Source organism: Pseudomonas sp. GNP014, from assembly GCF_054344005.1.
In genome coordinates, this window is the sequence record NZ_JBTGUS010000001.1 from 3,105,295 (window position 1) to 3,120,938 (window position 15,644).

General features: G+C 60.6%; 11 protein-coding genes and 4 tRNA genes. 8 read left to right on the plus strand and 7 right to left on the minus strand.

The genetic code is table 11. The features are described from left to right. Nucleotides 1–4: 4 nt before the first annotated feature. Nucleotides 5–3,475 (minus strand): hybrid sensor histidine kinase/response regulator, encoded by a 3,471-nt coding sequence (locus ACXX9E_RS14010; protein WP_267805523.1) that lies wholly within the window; start codon nt 3,473–3,475, stop codon nt 5–7. 245 nt (nt 3,476–3,720) lie between these two features. Beyond that, nucleotides 3,721–4,263: a TetR/AcrR family transcriptional regulator gene (locus ACXX9E_RS14015; RefSeq protein WP_458555567.1), complete on the minus strand. Its 543-nt coding sequence runs from the start codon at nt 4,261–4,263 to the stop codon at nt 3,721–3,723. A gap of 91 nt (nt 4,264–4,354) precedes the next feature. Between ACXX9E_RS14015 and ACXX9E_RS14020 the strand changes: the two genes are divergently transcribed. From ACXX9E_RS14020 to ACXX9E_RS14035, 4 genes are all read left to right on the plus strand, one after another. Next, a complete protein-coding gene (locus tag ACXX9E_RS14020; protein WP_322374009.1) occupies nt 4,355–5,554 on the plus strand; it encodes an MFS transporter in 1,200 nt (399 codons plus the stop codon). Nucleotides 5,555–5,606: 52 nt separating this feature from the next. Continuing rightward, a complete protein-coding gene (locus ACXX9E_RS14025; RefSeq protein ID WP_458555568.1) occupies nt 5,607–5,918 on the plus strand; it encodes a cupin domain-containing protein in 312 nt (103 codons plus the stop codon). 105 nt (nt 5,919–6,023) lie between these two features. Next, the gene (locus ACXX9E_RS14030) at nt 6,024–7,175 is read left to right on the plus strand and encodes a TDT family transporter (RefSeq protein WP_123465944.1); all 1,152 of its coding nucleotides are present in this window, start codon (nt 6,024–6,026) and stop codon (nt 7,173–7,175) included. A 99-nt stretch (nt 7,176–7,274) separates the two neighbouring features. Continuing rightward, entirely contained in the window at nt 7,275–9,149 is a 1,875-nt protein-coding gene (locus tag ACXX9E_RS14035) for an MFS transporter (protein ID WP_458555569.1), read from the plus strand. Nucleotides 9,150–9,246: 97 nt separating this feature from the next. Here ACXX9E_RS14035 and sugE read toward each other — a convergent pair whose 3' ends face one another. From sugE to rdgC, 3 genes are all read right to left on the minus strand, one after another. Beyond that, entirely contained in the window at nt 9,247–9,561 is a 315-nt protein-coding gene (gene sugE, locus ACXX9E_RS14040; RefSeq protein ID WP_123465948.1) for a quaternary ammonium compound efflux SMR transporter SugE, read from the minus strand. 119 nt (nt 9,562–9,680) lie between these two features. Then, entirely contained in the window at nt 9,681–10,646 is a 966-nt protein-coding gene (locus ACXX9E_RS14045) for a bile acid:sodium symporter family protein (protein WP_458555570.1), read from the minus strand. A gap of 162 nt (nt 10,647–10,808) precedes the next feature. Then, nucleotides 10,809–11,729 carry a recombination-associated protein RdgC gene (gene rdgC, locus ACXX9E_RS14050; protein WP_047600223.1) on the minus strand — a complete coding sequence of 307 codons (921 nt, stop codon included), beginning with the start codon at nt 11,727–11,729 and terminating at the stop codon, nt 10,809–10,811. A gap of 159 nt (nt 11,730–11,888) precedes the next feature. On the opposite strand from rdgC, the gene ACXX9E_RS14055 reads away from it, so the two are divergent. From ACXX9E_RS14055 to ACXX9E_RS14070, 4 genes are all read left to right on the plus strand, one after another. Beyond that, nucleotides 11,889–11,964, plus strand: a tRNA-Val gene (locus tag ACXX9E_RS14055). Nucleotides 11,965–11,983: 19 nt separating this feature from the next. Beyond that, nucleotides 11,984–12,060 (plus strand) — tRNA-Asp (locus tag ACXX9E_RS14060). Nucleotides 12,061–12,258: 198 nt separating this feature from the next. Next, nucleotides 12,259–12,334, plus strand: a tRNA-Val gene (locus ACXX9E_RS14065). Between the two features lie 19 nt (nt 12,335–12,353). Further along, nucleotides 12,354–12,431 (plus strand) — tRNA-Asp (locus ACXX9E_RS14070). 202 nt (nt 12,432–12,633) lie between these two features. Here the strand turns inward: ACXX9E_RS14070 and ACXX9E_RS14075 are convergent. Both ACXX9E_RS14075 and ACXX9E_RS14080 read right to left on the minus strand, forming a co-directional pair. Continuing rightward, nucleotides 12,634–13,803: a catalase family protein gene (locus tag ACXX9E_RS14075; RefSeq protein ID WP_458555571.1), complete on the minus strand. Its 1,170-nt coding sequence runs from the start codon at nt 13,801–13,803 to the stop codon at nt 12,634–12,636. After that, nucleotides 13,800–15,608, minus strand: coding sequence for a di-heme-cytochrome C peroxidase (locus tag ACXX9E_RS14080; protein ID WP_458555572.1), 1,809 nt, complete (start codon nt 15,606–15,608; stop codon nt 13,800–13,802). The genes ACXX9E_RS14075 and ACXX9E_RS14080 overlap by 4 nt, the downstream gene beginning before the upstream one ends. Nucleotides 15,609–15,644: the final 36 nt, after the last annotated feature.

The window sequence follows — 15,644 nt, forward strand, 5'->3', positions numbered from 1 at the left end:
GCGCTTAAAGCGGCACATACCGGCTCAGCAACGCCCGCAACGCCGCCGGTTTCACCGGTTTGGCCAGGTAATCCAGCCCTGCCGCATGCACCTGCGCCACGGTTTCCGGCCGGCCATCGGCACTGATCACCACTCCCGGCACCGGCTCTCCCAGCGTGGTGCGTAACCATGCCATCAACTCGGTGCCGGTATCGCCGTGATCGAGGTGATAGTCCACCAGCGCCAATTGCGGGCGCACCCCCTCGCTCAACAACGCCGCACATTCCTCGCGATTGCGTGCAGTCCAGACCTGGCAGCCCCAGCGAGTCAACAAGCTGTTCATGCCGATCAGAATGCTGTCTTCATTGTCGATGCACAGCACCTGCGCACCGCCCAGCAACTTGCCATTCAACTCGGTAGTGGTGCTGGCCGGCACGGTTTGCGTGCGGGCCAACGGTACACTGACGCTGAACACGCTGCCGCGCCCCGGCCACGATCGCACACGCAACGTATGCCCCAGTACCCGGCATAGACCATCGGCAATCGCCAAACCCAGCCCGAGGCCCTTTTCGGCGCGGGTCTGGTGGCTGTCGAGGCGCTTGAACTCCTCGAAAATCACCTGCTGTTTGTCTTCCGGAATGCCCGGTCCGCGATCCCACACCTCCAGACACAATTCGTCGCCACGGCGCCGCACACCCAGCAAAACCGGACCTTTGGCGTAACGGAAGGCGTTGGTGAGGAAGTTCTGCAGAATCCGCCGCAGCAACTTGATGTCGCTGTCGATGCGCAAATGGCTGCCGCGCACGCGGAAGCTCAGGCCTTGTTCCTGCGCCAGCGCCTTGAATTCGGCGCCGAGGGTGTCGAACAGTTCGTTGATGGCAAACGGCTTGCGATCGGGATTGATCTTGCCGTTTTCCAGGCGGGAAATGTCCAGCAGGTCGCTGATCAGGTCCTCGGCCGAACGCAGCGAACTGTCGAGGTGCTGCACCAGTTTCTGCGCCTCGCTGCTCAGCCCGTCGTCCTGATGGGAGAGGGCCGCGGAGAACAGGCGCGCGGCGTTCAGCGGTTGCATCAGGTCGTGGCTGACGGCGGCCAGAAAGCGCGTTTTCGACTGGTTGGCGGCCTCGGCGGTGCCCTTGGCCTCGGTCAGGGCGACGTTGAGTTGCGACAGTTCCTGAGTCCGCTCGGTGACCCGTTGCTCCAGGCCTTCGTTGGCCTCGGTCAGCGCCTGTTCGGCTTCGCGGAACGCAGTGATGTCGGTGAAACTCATGACGAAACCGCCGCCGGGCATCGGGTTGCCGATCAGCTCGATCACCCGGCCATTGGGGAACAGACGTTCCGAGGTGTGCGCACGGCCCTGACGCATCCAGTGCAGACGCCGGGCGACATGCACTTCCGCTTCGCCGGGGCCACACAAGCCGCGCTCGGCGTTGTAGCGAATGATGTCGGCGATCGGCCTGCCGACGCTGATCAAGCCGTCCGGGTAGTTGAATAGCTCCAGATAGCGACGGTTCCAGGCCACCAGTTTCAGCGACTGGTCGACCACGCTGATGCCCTGGGTAATGTTCTCGATCGCGCCTTGCAGCAGGGCGCGGTTGAATTGCAGCACTTCCGAGGCTTCGTCGGCGATCCGGACGACGTCCTCAAGCTGCATTTCCCGGCCTTCAATGGCGGCTTTTACCACTGCACGGGTCGAAGACGCTCCGAGCACCCCGGCCAGCAACCGTTCGGTATGGGCAATCCATTCGCTGTCGGCATTCTGGTTCGGGTTGAAGCCTTTGCCCTGGCGATAAGCAAAACGGATGAAGCTTTGCCGCGCACGTTCTTCACCGACAAAGCGTGCGGCCAGTTGCAGCAGATCGTCGATTTGCACCGCAAGCATCGAGCGCGCACTCGGCCGGGCGCTGATTTCCTGTCCGATAAAACGCCCGGCCTGCCAGTGCTCCGATACTCGCGTGCGCGACAGCACCGAGACCCAGGCGAACAAAGTGAAGTTACCGGCCAGCGACAGCACCACGCCTTGGGTCAGTGGCGTGATCGGCAGGTTCAGCGGATTACCGTGCAGCCATGCCAGCCCCGGAAAACTGCTCAGGGACCAGCCGAGGCTGTGCGCAGCAATCGGCAGAACCAGTGTGTAGAACCACAGAAAGGTCCCGGCTGCGAGTCCGGCGAAAACGCCACGACGGTTGGCCTGTTTCCAGTACAGCGCGCCCAGCATCGCCGGTGCCAGTTGCGTCACCGCGGCAAAGGCGATCTGGCCGATGGTTGCCAGGCTCGCGGTCGAACCGAGCAGGCGGTAGCTGACATAGGCCAGCAACAGAATCACCACGATGCTCACCCGGCGCACAGAGAGCATCCACTGGCGGAACACCTCAAACGGCCGCTCGGCATTATTGCGCCGCAGTAACCACGGCAACAGCATGTCGTTCGACACCATGGTCGACAGCGCCACGCTGGCGACAATCACCATGCCGGTGGCAGCCGACGCACCGCCGATAAATGCCAGCATCGCCAGTGCCGGATGGGCCTGGGCCAGCGGCAGGCTGATCACGAATGAGTCGGGCAATACGTCGCCGGGCAGCAGCATCTGCCCGGCAAGGGCGATCGGCACGACAAACAGCGCGGCCAGGGCGAGGTACGCCGGAAATACCCATTTGGCCAGGCGCAGATCCTGCGGGTCGATGTTCTCCACCACGGTGACGTGGAATTGCCGCGGCAAACAGATGATCGCCATCATCGCCACGCCGGTCTGCACCACCATCGACGGCCAGTTGATGGTCTCTTTCCAGTATTCCTCGAGGCGCGGGGCGAGCATCGCCTGATTGAACAGATCGTCGAAGCCGTCGTACAGGCCGAACGTCACGAAGGCACCGACGGCGAGAAAGGCAAACAGCTTGACCAGCGATTCGAAGGCAATCGCCAGCACCATGCCACGGTGGTGTTCCGTGGCGTCGAGGTTGCGCGTGCCGAAGACAATGGTGAACAGCGCCAGCACCAGCGAGACGATCAGCGCGGTGTCCTGGGCGCGAGTGCCCATGGCATCGGCACCGGCGCCGATCAACAGGTTCACGCCGAGGACAATACCTTTGAGTTGCAGGGCGATGTAGGGCAGAACGCCGACCAGGCAGATCAGCGCGACTACCACCGCCAGCGATTGCGATTTGCCGTAGCGCGCGGCAATGAAGTCAGCGATGGAGGTGATGTTCTCCTGTTTGCTGATCATCACCATTTTTTGCAGAACCCACGGCGCGCCGACCAATAGCAGGATCGGCCCGAGGTAAATCGGCAGGAACGACCACAGTTGCTCGGCAGCCTGACCGACGGCGCCGAAGAACGTCCAGCTGGTGCAGTAAACCGCCAGCGACAGGCTGTACACCCACGCGCGCATCCGCGGCGGCAACGGCGCACTGCGACGGTCGCCGTAGAAGGCGATGGCGAACATGATGGCCATATAGGCCAGGGCGACGGCGGCGATCAGCCCGGTGGACAACGACATGCAACACTCCCGACAGAAGACTCCCTGGCATTCCTGCCCGGGCGGACAGTCTCGCATGTGCGCGGCGGTTAGTCAGTGTCGACCAAGGTCGTGGCGTGGCGGGGTGTCGCAGCGCAAGAACCGGGTGGTTTTTGCAGTGACCGTTCAGGCCTCATCGCTGGCAAGCCAGCTCCCACAAAAATCTCCAGTGGCACAGACGCCGTGACCTCACAGATCCTGTGGGCGCTGGCTTGCCAGCGATGGCGTCAGTCCTGACGCAACGCGATATCAATCAGGCGATGCAACTCTTCAACCTCCAGCGCCGCCGCTGAAAACAGAATCCGGAACACCACTGGCGCCACCACCAGATTGATCAACCGATCAATACTCGGCGCCGCTTCATCCGGGTGGCGGTCAATGATGGTCTGCAGCTGCGCGCCGAGGATGGTCACGCAGTACCCCGGCGTGGCACTGGCCTGCACGTCGCGCATCATGTTGCGCCCGGGCTCGGAACTCATCTCGTCGAGGTATTGCTCGGCCCAGGCGCGGATATCGCTGCGCAGGCTGCCGGTTTGTGCCGGTTCGCTGTCAGGGCGCATGCGGGCAAGCGCGACGTCCGCCAGCAACGCCGCCAGATCACCCCAGCGTCGATAAATCGTCGATGGCGTGACCCCGGCGCGCGCGGCGATCTGCGGCACGGTCACGCTCGAACGTTCCTGTTCCTGCAGCAGTGCACGGACCGCCGAATGAATTGCATCTTGCACCCGGGCGCTGCGGCCACCGGGGCGTAAACCTTCTTTAATAGCCATGGGGCAGACCTTAACACAAAGAATTTGCTTTAAGCGTGAGGCGGTAGCACACTCCGCAAAAGCAAAAAATTAGCTTTTGCGGAGTGTGCACATGACCAGCCCTTTTAATAACGGCGCTTCCAACCGTTCCAGCCTGTGGTTTCTGGCGATCACCTTACTCAGTTTTCTCGCCGCTTCCACCGCGCCGACGCCGTTGTATCACCTGTACCAGGATCAGTTGCACTTCTCGGCAGCGGTGCTGACCCTGATTTTCGGCGTTTATGCCCTCAGTCTGCTGGCGGCGTTACTGACCGTCGGTTCGCTGTCTGATCACCTCGGACGCAAACCGGTGATTTTTACTGCCGTGCTGCTCAACGCTTTGGCGATGGTGTTGTTTATCGGGGCCGACAGCGTGACCTGGCTGATCAGCGCACGGGTGCTGCAAGGCTTCGCCACCGGCATGGCCACCGCCGTTTTAAGCGCAACACTGCTCGATACGGATCGTCAGCAAGGGCCATTGATCAACAGCGTCGCGCCATTATTGGGCATGGCGTTGGGTGGCATGGGCTGCGGTTTGCTCGCCGAGTTCGCCCCGGCGCCGCTGCAGTTGACCTACTGGTTATTACTTGCGCTGTTTGTGTTGCAGGCGCTGTATGTCTGGCGCCTGCCGGAAACGGTCACCCGCCAAGCGGGGGCGTGGGCGTCGCTGCGACCGACGCTGCATGTGCCGTTGCAGGCACGCCCGACCCTGTGGCGAGTGCTGCCGCTGAACACCGCGACCTGGGCGCTCGGCGGTTTTTACGCGTCGTTGGCCCCGTCGCTGGTGCGCACCGCCACCGGTTCGACCTCCAACCTGATCGGTGGCGCGACCGTGGCGGCCCTGACTGTGACCGGAGCGCTGATGATTTTCACCATGCGCAATCGACCCGCCGCCCGCGCGCTGCAATGGGGCGCGAGTCTGCTGCCGATCGGCCTGGTGCTGATTCTGCTCGGCGTGCACAGCGCCAGTCTGTCGCTGTTTTTCCTCGGCACGCTGGTGGCCGGTTGTGGGTTCGGTGCGGGATTCCTCGGCGCCGTGCGCAGCCTGGTACCGCTGGCCTTGCCCCATGAGCGGGCCGGTCTGATGTCGGCATATTACGTGCTGAGTTACCTGGCATTCTGTTTGCCGGCGTTGCTGGCCGGGCACCTGACCCGCAGCCTGGGGTTGTTGGTGACCACCGATGGTTATGGCGCGGTATTGATTGTGCTGGCCGTGGCGGCATTGTTGCTCAGCTTGCGTCCGGCACCGGCCAAGGTGTGTCGCGCGCCATAAGCGCAGCGCTTTCGGTTAGCCTTGCGTAGTCAATCTGCTCACGGAACGATTCATGAAGATCATTCGCAGCAAGTCCTTCACCGCCGACCGCGCTTGGGGCGCGCTGGACATCGCCAACATGAACGGCATCACCACGCGCCTGCACTGGACGGATCAGCCGTACAAATGGCACGTCAACGACGGTGAGGAAGTGTTTGTGGTGCTCGATGGCCGGGTGCAGATGCGCTATCGCGAGGGAGGTGAAGAAAAGCAGGTGGTGCTGGAGGTCGGCGATATTTTTTATGCCTCGGTCGGCACTGAGCATGTGGCGCATCCGCAGGGCGCGGCGCGGATTCTGGTGATAGAAAGCGAAGGCAGTGTCTGACGGCTTATCCATAAAACAGATAACAGTTAGAGATATTACCCGTTATATAGATATTCGATTCAGATCTACCATGGACTCAACCTCACCAGAGGACAGGAGTTCATGATGATTTGCCCCAACAGCGTCAAAACCGGCCTCAAGCCATTCAGCCAGCTTCAGCATCCGCGTGAAGTGATCCGCCAGTTCACCCCTAACTGGTTCGCCGCAACCATGGGCACCGGTGTGCTGGCGTTGGCGCTGGCGCAATTGCCGCTGGCTATTCCCGGATTACACACCGTTGCCGAAGGGCTGTGGCTGTTCAACATCCTGTTGTTCACCCTGTTTACCTTCGCCTACGCCGCGCGCTGGATCCTGTTCTTTGACGAGGCGCGGCGGATTTTCGGTCATTCCACCGTGTCGATGTTCTTCGGCACCATTCCCATGGGCCTGGCGACGATCATCAACGGCGTTCTGCTGTTCGGCCTGCCACGCTGGGGGGAAGGTGTGATTCACCTTGCCGAAGTGCTGTGGTGGCTCGATGTGGGCATGTCGCTGGCCTGCGGCGTGTTGATTCCCTACATGATGTTTACCCGTCAGGAGCACAGCATCGACCAGATGACCGCTGTGTGGTTGTTGCCCGTGGTGGCCGCAGAAGTGTCAGCGGCCAGTGGCGGCTTGCTCGCACCGCATCTCGCCGATGCCCATGCGCAACTGGTGGTGTTGACCACCAGCTACGTGCTCTGGGCCTTTTCCCTGCCGGTGGCGTTCAGCATCCTGACGATCCTGTTGCTGCGTATGGCCCTGCACAAGCTGCCCCACGAAAACATGGCCGCGTCGAGCTGGCTGGCGCTCGGTCCGATCGGCACGGGAGCGTTGGGCATGTTGTTGCTGGGGGGCGACGCGCCGGCGATCTTTGCCGCCAACGGTCTGCCGGGTGTCGGTGAAATTGCTTCGGGCCTGGGCCTGGTGGCAGGTATCACGCTGTGGGGCTTCGGCTTGTGGTGGATGTTGATGGCATTACTGATTACCGCGCGTTATTTGCGCGACGGTATCCCGTTCAACCTCGGCTGGTGGGGCTTCACCTTTCCGTTGGGCGTGTATTCGCTGGCGACGCTGAAACTGGCCAGCGTTCTCAATCTGGCGTTTTTCAATGTCGTCGGCACGGTGTTGGTGACTTTACTGGCAGTGATGTGGCTGATTGTCGGCAAACGTACCGTGCAAGGCGCATGGCGCGGCGAGCTGTTTGTCTCGCCCTGCATTGCAGGTTTGAAGAAATAACCTGGAAAGTTTAGGTAAGGTGTGGCCTGGATCGCGGTTCGAGATTCCAATAAGCAGTACCCAGGCCTCTCTACCTTAAACATCAGGGACACACGGAAGATGAGTCACCCCTCACAGTTCAACCTGCTGCGCACCCGGCGCTTCTTGCCGTTTTTCATCACCCAGTCGCTCGGTGCGTTCAACGACAACGTTTTTAAACAGTCGTTGATCCTCGCCATTCTTTACCGCCTGACCATCGAAGGCGACCGCTCGATCTGGGTCAACCTGTGTGCGCTGCTGTTTATTCTGCCGTTTTTCCTGTTCTCGGCACTGGCCGGGCAGTTTGGCGAAAAATTCGCCAAGGACGCGCTGATCCGTCTGATCAAACTCGCGGAAATCGCCATCATGGCCGTAGGATCGGTCGGGTTTCTCTTTGATCACTTGTCGCTGATGCTGGTGGCGCTGTTCGCCATGGGCACGCACTCGGCGCTGTTCGGACCGGTGAAATATTCGATCCTGCCGCAAGCGCTGCGTGAGGATGAGTTGGTAGGCGGTAACGGCCTGGTGGAGATGGGCACGTTTCTGGCAATTCTCGCCGGGACGATTGGCGCCGGGGTCATCATGTCATCGACCCATTACGCGCCGCTGGTCTCGACCGCCATTGTCGGGATTGCCGTGCTGGGCTATCTGGCCAGCCGCAGTATTCCTCGTGCCGCAGCCGCATCCCCGGAAATGCGCCTGAACTGGAACATCTTCAGCCAGTCCTGGGCGACGTTGAAACTCGGTCTGGGGCAGACGCCAGCGGTGTCGCGCTCGATTGTCGGCAACTCGTGGTTCTGGTTTGTCGGGGCGATTTATCTGACGCAGATCCCGGCGTACGCCAAGGAGTGGATGCACGGCGACGAGACCGTGGTCACCTTGATTCTTACCGTATTTTCGGTCGGTATCGCACTGGGTTCGATGCTGTGCGAGAAACTCTCCGGGCGTAAGGTCGAGATCGGTCTGGTGCCGTTCGGCTCGTTCGGTCTGACCGTGTTTGGTCTGTTGTTGTGGTGGCATTCCGGCGGTATCCCGGAAAGCGTCACGGGCCACAGCTGGATTGAAGTGCTGGGCTTCGTGCACACCTGGGCGGTGTTGGTCGACATTCTCGGCCTCGGCATTTTTGGCGGCTTCTATATTGTGCCGCTGTATGCGTTGATCCAGTCGCGCACCGCGGAGAATGAGCGGGCGCGGGTGATCGCTGCCAACAACATTCTCAATGCGCTGTTTATGGTGGTCTCGGCGATCGTTTCGATTGTGTTGCTCAGTGTGGCCAAGCTGTCGATTCCGCAGCTGTTTCTTGTGGTGTCGCTGCTGAACATCGGCGTCAACGCCTACATCTTCAAGATCGTTCCCGAATTCAGCATGCGTTTCATGATCTGGCTGCTCAGCCATTCCATGTACCGGGTCGAACATCGCAACCTGGAGGCGATTCCCGACGAAGGTGCGGCCCTGCTGGTGTGCAACCACGTGTCGTTTGTCGACGCTTTGCTGATTGGTGGCGCGGTGCGTCGGCCGATTCGCTTTGTCATGTACTACAAGATCTACAACCTGCCGGTGCTGAACTTTATCTTTCGCACCGCAGGGACGATTCCGATCGCCGGGCGCAACGAAGACATCCAGATCTATGAAAGGGCCTTCACCCGGATTGCCCAGTATCTAAAGGACGGTGAGCTGGTGTGCATCTTCCCGGAAGGCAAGTTGACCACTGACGGCGAGATCAATGAGTTCAAGGGGGGGCTGACGCGGATTCTCGAGGAGACCCCGGTGCCGGTGATTCCGCTGGCGTTGCAAGGGTTGTGGGGCAGTTTCTTCAGCCGTGATCCGAACAAGGGCCTGTTCAAGCGGTTGTGGTCGCGCGTGACCTTGGTGGCAGGTTCGGCGGTAGCGGTTGAGGCGGCGGAGCCGGCGAAGTTGCAGGGGGTGGTGGGGGCGTTGCGCGGCAGCGTTCGATAGTTGCCAACTGATCTGGCCTCATCGCGAGCAGGCTCACTCCTACATTTGAAATGCGTCCTCCTGTAGGAGTGAGCCTGCTCGCGATAGCGGTAGAGGCTTAGGCGCTGATTTTGAGGCCGATCAACCCGGTAACGATCAACGCCACACTGGCCAGCCGAATCAACGCCATCGACTCGCCAAACAGAATGATCCCGGCAATCACCGTGCCCACGGCACCGACCCCGGTCCAGATCGCATAGGCCGTGCCCAGCGGCAGTTCCTTCATCGCCAGGCCGAGCAGGCCAAGGCTGATGGCCATCGCCGCAACGGTCAGTGCAGTGGGGAGCGGACGACTGAAGCCGTCGGTGTATTTCAGGCCGACGGCCCAGCCGACTTCGAACAGACCGGCGAAAAACAGAATGATCCAGGACATGAAAGACCTCCATCGTTTGACGGGGTCGTCCCCAGATTAAGCACTCGAGCGAGTCGCAGGGTCGTCCCCGCGTAGCGCAATAGTCTGACGAGCATTAACCCGGGGATCAAGTTTCGCGGTCAGTCGGTCGCTTGCCCGGCCAGCGTCTCGCGATCTTCTTTCTCGCTCATGCGCCGGAAGTAGGTGGAAAGCAAAGCCCCGGAAATGTTGTGCCAGACACTGAACAGCGCACTGGGCACCGCCGCCAATGGCGAAAAGTGCGCGCTGGCCAGCGCGGCGCCCAACCCCGAATTCTGCATGCCCACTTCCAGTGCCAGCAACTTGCGCTGGGCCAATGGCAGGTTGAACAGGCGGCCGGTGAAGTAACCGAGCAGGTAGCCAAAGCTGTTGTGCAGCATCACCACCGCCATGATCAACAAGCCGGACTCGGCGATTTTCGCCTGACTGGCAGCCACCACCGCAGTGACGATGATCACAATGCTGACCACCGACACCAGCGGCAACACCTCCACCGCATGGCGCACCTTGTTACCGAGCAAGCGCTGTGCAACCACGCCGAGGATGATCGGCAGCAACACCACTTGCAGGATCGACCAGAACAACTCCATGAACGACACTGGCAACCATGCCGAGGCCAGCAGCCAGATCAAGGCCGGGGTCAGCAGCGGAGCGAGGAGGGTGGTGACGGCGGCAATCGCCACTGACAGCGCCAGGTCACCGCGGGCCAGCCAGGTCATGACGTTGGAAGAAGTGCCACTCGGGCAGCAGCCGACCAGAATCACCCCGACGGCGATTTCCGGCGGCAGGTGGAAAATCTGGCAGAGCAACCACGCCATGCCGGGCATGATCACGAAGTGCGCAACCACACCCAGCGCCACGCGCCACGGATGGCGGGCGACGGCCGCGAAGTCGTCGAGCTTGAGGGTCAGGCCCATGCCGAACATGACCAGGCCAAGCAGCGGCACGATGGCGCCCTTGAGACCGAGAAACCACGCCGGTTGCAGAAACGCGATCACGGCGAAAATCAGAACCCAGTAAGCGAAGGTATTGCCGACAAAGCGGCTGAGTGCAGCCAGTGCGCGCATGGCTTGATCCTTATTATTAAATGAACACCCTAAAACATGCGGGAGCCGGGTTGCCAGCGATGGCGGTGTGTCAGACGCCACTATAGTCATCTGTTACACCGCTACCGCTGGCAAGCCAGCTCCCACAGTTGATCCTGTTCCTTCAGATGGAACAGGTTTTCGTCAGATCCCCTGCGGCGTCTCTTCACCGCCCAACGCTTCAACCAGCGCCGGCAGGAAGTCGCCGAAGGTCAGCATCATCAGGGTGAAGCTCGCATCCAGCTGGCCCAGCGCTTCGTCGCCGCCGTCCTGTTCCGCCTGATCCTGCAACAGATCTTCGAACTTCAGGCGCTTGACGGTCATTTTGTCGTCGAGCATGAACGACAGTTTGTCCTGCCAGGCCAGCGACAGTTGAGTCACGACTTTGCCCGTGCTCAGGTGCAACTGGATTTCTTCACTGGTCAGGTCCTGACGCTTGCAGCGCACGATGCCACCGTCTTCGTGGGTGTCGCGCAGTTCGCACTCGTCCAGTACGAAGAAGTCCGGGGCGGCTTGCTGGGTGGTGACCCATTCGGTCATCACGGCGGTCGGCGCGGTTTTCACGGTCAGCGGACGGACGGGCAGGGTGCCGAGCACTTCACGCAGGGTGGAGAGCAGGTCTTCGGCGCGCTTCGGGCTGGCCGAGTTGACCAGAATCAGACCCTGTTTCGGCGCGATGGCGGCGAAGGTCGACGAGCGACGAATGAACGCGCGCGGCAGGAAGGCCTGGATGATTTCATCCTTGATCTGATCGCGTTCCTTCTTATAGACCTTGCGCATCTGCTCGGCTTCGATCTCTTCAACCTTTTCCTTGACGGCGTCACGCACGACGCTGCCCGGCAGAATGCGTTCTTCTTTACGTGCAGCGATCAGCAGGAAATCACCGCTGACGTGCACCAGTGGAGCATCTTCGCCTTTGCCGAACGGCGCGACGAAACCGTAGGTGGTCAACTCCTGGCTTGCACATGGACGCGCCAGTTTGGTGGCCAGTGCAGTTTCCAGCGCCTCGGCATCGACAGGCAGGTCTTGGGTCAGGCGATAGATAAGCAGGTTTTTGAACCACATGGGGTGAGTCTCTCCTTTATACAAAGGGGGGCATTATTGTCTTCGCCGTGCCGTAGGCCAACCCTTCTCTAAGCCTTTGGAAGGCCTGAGAAAATTATTTAAAAAAGTGCTTGCCAGAGGTTGGGTCGCTCCGTAGAATGCGCGCCACACCGAAGCGAAGGGTGATTAGCTCAGCTGGGAGAGCGTCTGCCTTACAAGCAGAATGTCGGCGGTTCGATCCCGTCATCACCCACCATTCGTTTCAAGTGTTTAGCGCAGCGGTAGTTCAGTCGGTTAGAATACCGGCCTGTCACGCCGGGGGTCGCGGGTTCGAGTCCCGTCCGCTGCGCCATATTCGGTAACTTGGACCACTGAACGCCAGGTCACCACGGAAAAACCCGCTGAGGCGGGTTTTTTTCTGTCTCACGTTTGTACCTTGTTCCATCGGGTTGTGTCGTTTCACCGGTTTTCGGATTTATTTGAAAAAAAATTCAATTAAATCAACACTTTACGAAAACTTGTGGCATAATGCGCCCCGTAACGAAGCGAAGGGTGATTAGCTCAGCTGGGAGAGCGTCTGCCTTACAAGCAGAATGTCGGCGGTTCGATCCCGTCATCACCCACCATTCGTTTCAAGCGTTTCGCGCAGCGGTAGTTCAGTCGGTTAGAATACCGGCCTGTCACGCCGGGGGTCGCGGGTTCGAGTCCCCGTCCGCTGCGCCATATTCGGTTATCTGGAACACTGAACGCCAGATAACCACACAAAGCCCGCCTTGTGCGGGCTTTGTGCTATCTGCGATTCGACAATTTCTGCATTGCTTCTGTGGCACTTATCCCCGTTGGGTTACGAAGCCGGCCCGACTTTTAAAACCGAGGCCCGCTGCGCAAGCCACCGGGGATAAATCCCCTCGCCACAGGCCGCTGCTTACTGCGTGGCGTTCTGGCTATGCCGATAATCGCTCACCGCCTCATACACCGCCTTGCGCAGGCGGTTGATCCCGCCAATCGGCCGATGGGCCTCGACACCAAACCACGGATTGAACGACAGGTTATCGCAGGCCAGATTCAGCGCCGGGGTATCGAAATCCTGTGGCGGCAGGGTGATCCGCGCCACGGTTTCGAAGGGTGAATCCTGCTCGCGCCATTCGATGCTGGTGTCCTCGATCGGCATGTACTTGTTCGCATCCTGACGCTGAATCTGCAAGACGAAGCAGGCCGGCACGCGATCCGTCGACAACTGCTGATTCAACGCGCTGCGCAGGAAGTTCGGCAGGTCGTGGTTCTGTTTTGGCAGGGTGTAAGCCGGACAACTGTCCGGATCCGGTGCCACGCGAAACTTCGCATTCGCCTCACCGAGCTTGTAGGGCGAAACCGAAAAGTAAGTCGTCCCTGTCGGACTGTCCGGTGGCGGCGACAGCGTCGCCAGCGCGATAAGCAGATGACGGACCTGCCAGGTGCGCGGATCCCAACCGGGGAAAAACGCCAGGATCTTCTTGCCGTCAGCCTGCGCCGCCACATTCTGACGGTACTCGGCGACATCGCTGACAAAGAAGTTGGGGTGGCTGAACATCACGAAGTCTTGCTCGTGCTGTTCCTGGCGATTTCCCAACAACTGCTTGCCGGGTACGTCGAGCAGCTTGATCGCCATGCCCCGTGCGTCGCGAATGCTGTCGAACTGCGGGTAAGCATTGCCGTTGGACAGGCGAATTATCGCCTGCCAGGTGTGTCCCGGTTCGCTGAAGACCCCTTGGCGCAGCGATTGCGCCAGTTGCGGCAATACCTGCACTTCAGCCTTCACGCAGCCGTGAGCCTTGGCATGCGCGTCGCGCAGGAAACGCGTGCTTTCACGGTGTTGATCGACGATGCGCACGGCCGTCTGGATCACGCCTTGTGTCATGCCGGCTTCACCGGAGGGAATCTGTTCCAGAGCCGACACCGGTCCGCGATGCTGCCAGGCCCACCACGCCGTGCCGATGGCCCAGCCAATCAGGCCAATAACGAGCAAAAGCAGCAAGGTTCTGCCCACCAGGCGGCCCAGCCACAACCAGATCCGCGCCAGCAATGACAGGCGCTTATTGAAGGTCGATAACATCATGGCAGTTGCGCCTCCAGAGGGCCGCCGAGGACTTTCAGGTATTCGAGCAGCGCCCAGCGTTCTTCCGGCAGCAGCAGGCGGCCGATCACGCCATTGCCGCGTTCGCCGGCACGGAACTCGTGACCACTGTTGTGATTGCCGCTGATCCGCGTGTCGAACAGGAAGCCATTGGTGAAGGCTTCGGTGCGATAGCCCAGGTGCCGAGGGTCGTATTCGAAGGTGCCTTTATAGAAGGTGGTGGCGCGTTCATCCTCCGGTGACAGCAGTTGATAAAGGCTCGGCACCGAACCGTTATGCAGAAATGGCCCGGTGGCCCAGACGCCGGCCAGCGGTCGCGCCTTGTACGCGACTTTTTCGCGAACACCGATCGGCAAGCCGAATCCGTCGAGGCGCGGCTTCTCCTCGGGCGTGACCTGAGCCTCGCGATAGGCACGGCCTTCGACGAAGGCGGTCACGTACGCCAGGCCCTTGGCCACCGACAACTGACTCAGATCCAGCGGCTCCTCGGGCGTCGGGTGCAGTTTGACGTCCATTTTTTCCAGTTCTTTCAGGTCCCATTGCAGGGCCGTCAGGTCGAAGCGGTGGCTGGCAATGTTGTTGGCGGCGTTTGGGTCGGTACCGATGACGTCCACCGGCAACAGGGGTAAGCGCTGCACCCAGCGCTCGCCTTCCTGAGTCTTGCGTGGCACATGGCAGCCGGCGCAATTTTCCGCGAACAGCGCGCGTCCTTTGGCCGCGAGAGGTTTATCGACTGCACCGAACAAGGCCTCCGGCCAGGCAGGTGGCCGCAGTTTCTGCAGGGTTTCCTCGATCTTGTGCAGATCGCGCACGCGCACGCTGGAGGCATAGCGCGCATCGCCTTGCAGCGGCTGGCCGTTGGTATCGAAGAAATTCAGGGTGGCGCCAACGCCCAACGCTTCGCCGATATTGCGGGCCATCGGCTGTTGCGCCGAACCGTTCCACTGCACCCAGTCGAATGTCCACATGTCCCACAGTTGCGGGTAATCCACCGGAGCGTCGGCGATGCGGTAATTGGCAGGGGAGATCGCATCACCGAACGTCGCATTGGCGATCCGCCCGAATGCGTCGGCGCGCCCCGGGCCTTCCTCGGTCGGGTAGAGGCCGCGATGGGTGTCGTTCCACGCCACTTTGAGAAACGTATCCAGCGATTGTTTGAAATCCTTGCGCAGTTGCGCATGGCGCGCGTCGTATTCATCGCCCAGTACGTGGCGGGCGAAGCGTTCGAATTTCCACGGGTTGTAGTAAGTCGAGGTCAGACTTGCCACCAATGCCTGTCCGAAACTGCCGCCGCGCAGTGTAGGAACACTCGAAGGCAATACATGCTGCGCCGTGCCACCGTCGATGCGCACGGCCTGGCCTTTAAAGTGCAATTCGCCGGTGTGGCAAGCGGCACAGGTGATGTCCAGATATTGCTCGGTGCTGCCGGCGTTCTGATGTCGGGCAAAACCGACGGGCAAATTGCCGGGGTTGTCCGGTGTGGCTGTTTGCAGCGGGTCGATCAGAAAACCAAAGCGCGCGAGGTAGTCGGGGGCCGCGAAGCGTTGCTCTGAGAAAGGCAACTCCAGCGCCTGGAACCACTCGTAGCGCAGGCCTTTGACCTGGGTGCCCTGAGGGGTGAAGTAATAGGTTTGCCGCTCTTGTTCCGTCCACTGATCCAGGTAATGCACCTGCTGCACGGGCGTGTAGAAAGGCAATTTCGGGTTGGCGACGTAGTACAGAACCACTGCCAGGACCAATCCCGACAGCACGATGATCAGGGTCAGCACGCGGAGTAAGAGGCGCAAGATAAACATCCTTGTCGAGTTGTTGTGTTGTTATGC

Coding starts and splice junctions, on each gene's coding strand:
- ACXX9E_RS14010 (WP_267805523.1), bottom strand. CDS start 3,475: ATGTCGTTGTCCACCGGGCTGATCGCCGCCGTCGCCCTGGCCTATATG.
- ACXX9E_RS14015 (WP_458555567.1), bottom strand. CDS start 4,263: ATGGCTATTAAAGAAGGTTTACGCCCCGGTGGCCGCAGCGCCCGGGTG.
- ACXX9E_RS14020 (WP_322374009.1), top strand. CDS start 4,355: ATGACCAGCCCTTTTAATAACGGCGCTTCCAACCGTTCCAGCCTGTGG.
- ACXX9E_RS14025 (WP_458555568.1), top strand. CDS start 5,607: ATGAAGATCATTCGCAGCAAGTCCTTCACCGCCGACCGCGCTTGGGGC.
- ACXX9E_RS14030 (WP_123465944.1), top strand. CDS start 6,024: ATGATTTGCCCCAACAGCGTCAAAACCGGCCTCAAGCCATTCAGCCAG.
- ACXX9E_RS14035 (WP_458555569.1), top strand. CDS start 7,275: ATGAGTCACCCCTCACAGTTCAACCTGCTGCGCACCCGGCGCTTCTTG.
- sugE (WP_123465948.1), bottom strand. CDS start 9,561: ATGTCCTGGATCATTCTGTTTTTCGCCGGTCTGTTCGAAGTCGGCTGG.
- ACXX9E_RS14045 (WP_458555570.1), bottom strand. CDS start 10,646: ATGCGCGCACTGGCTGCACTCAGCCGCTTTGTCGGCAATACCTTCGCT.
- rdgC (WP_047600223.1), bottom strand. CDS start 11,729: ATGTGGTTCAAAAACCTGCTTATCTATCGCCTGACCCAAGACCTGCCT.
- ACXX9E_RS14075 (WP_458555571.1), bottom strand. CDS start 13,803: ATGATGTTATCGACCTTCAATAAGCGCCTGTCATTGCTGGCGCGGATC.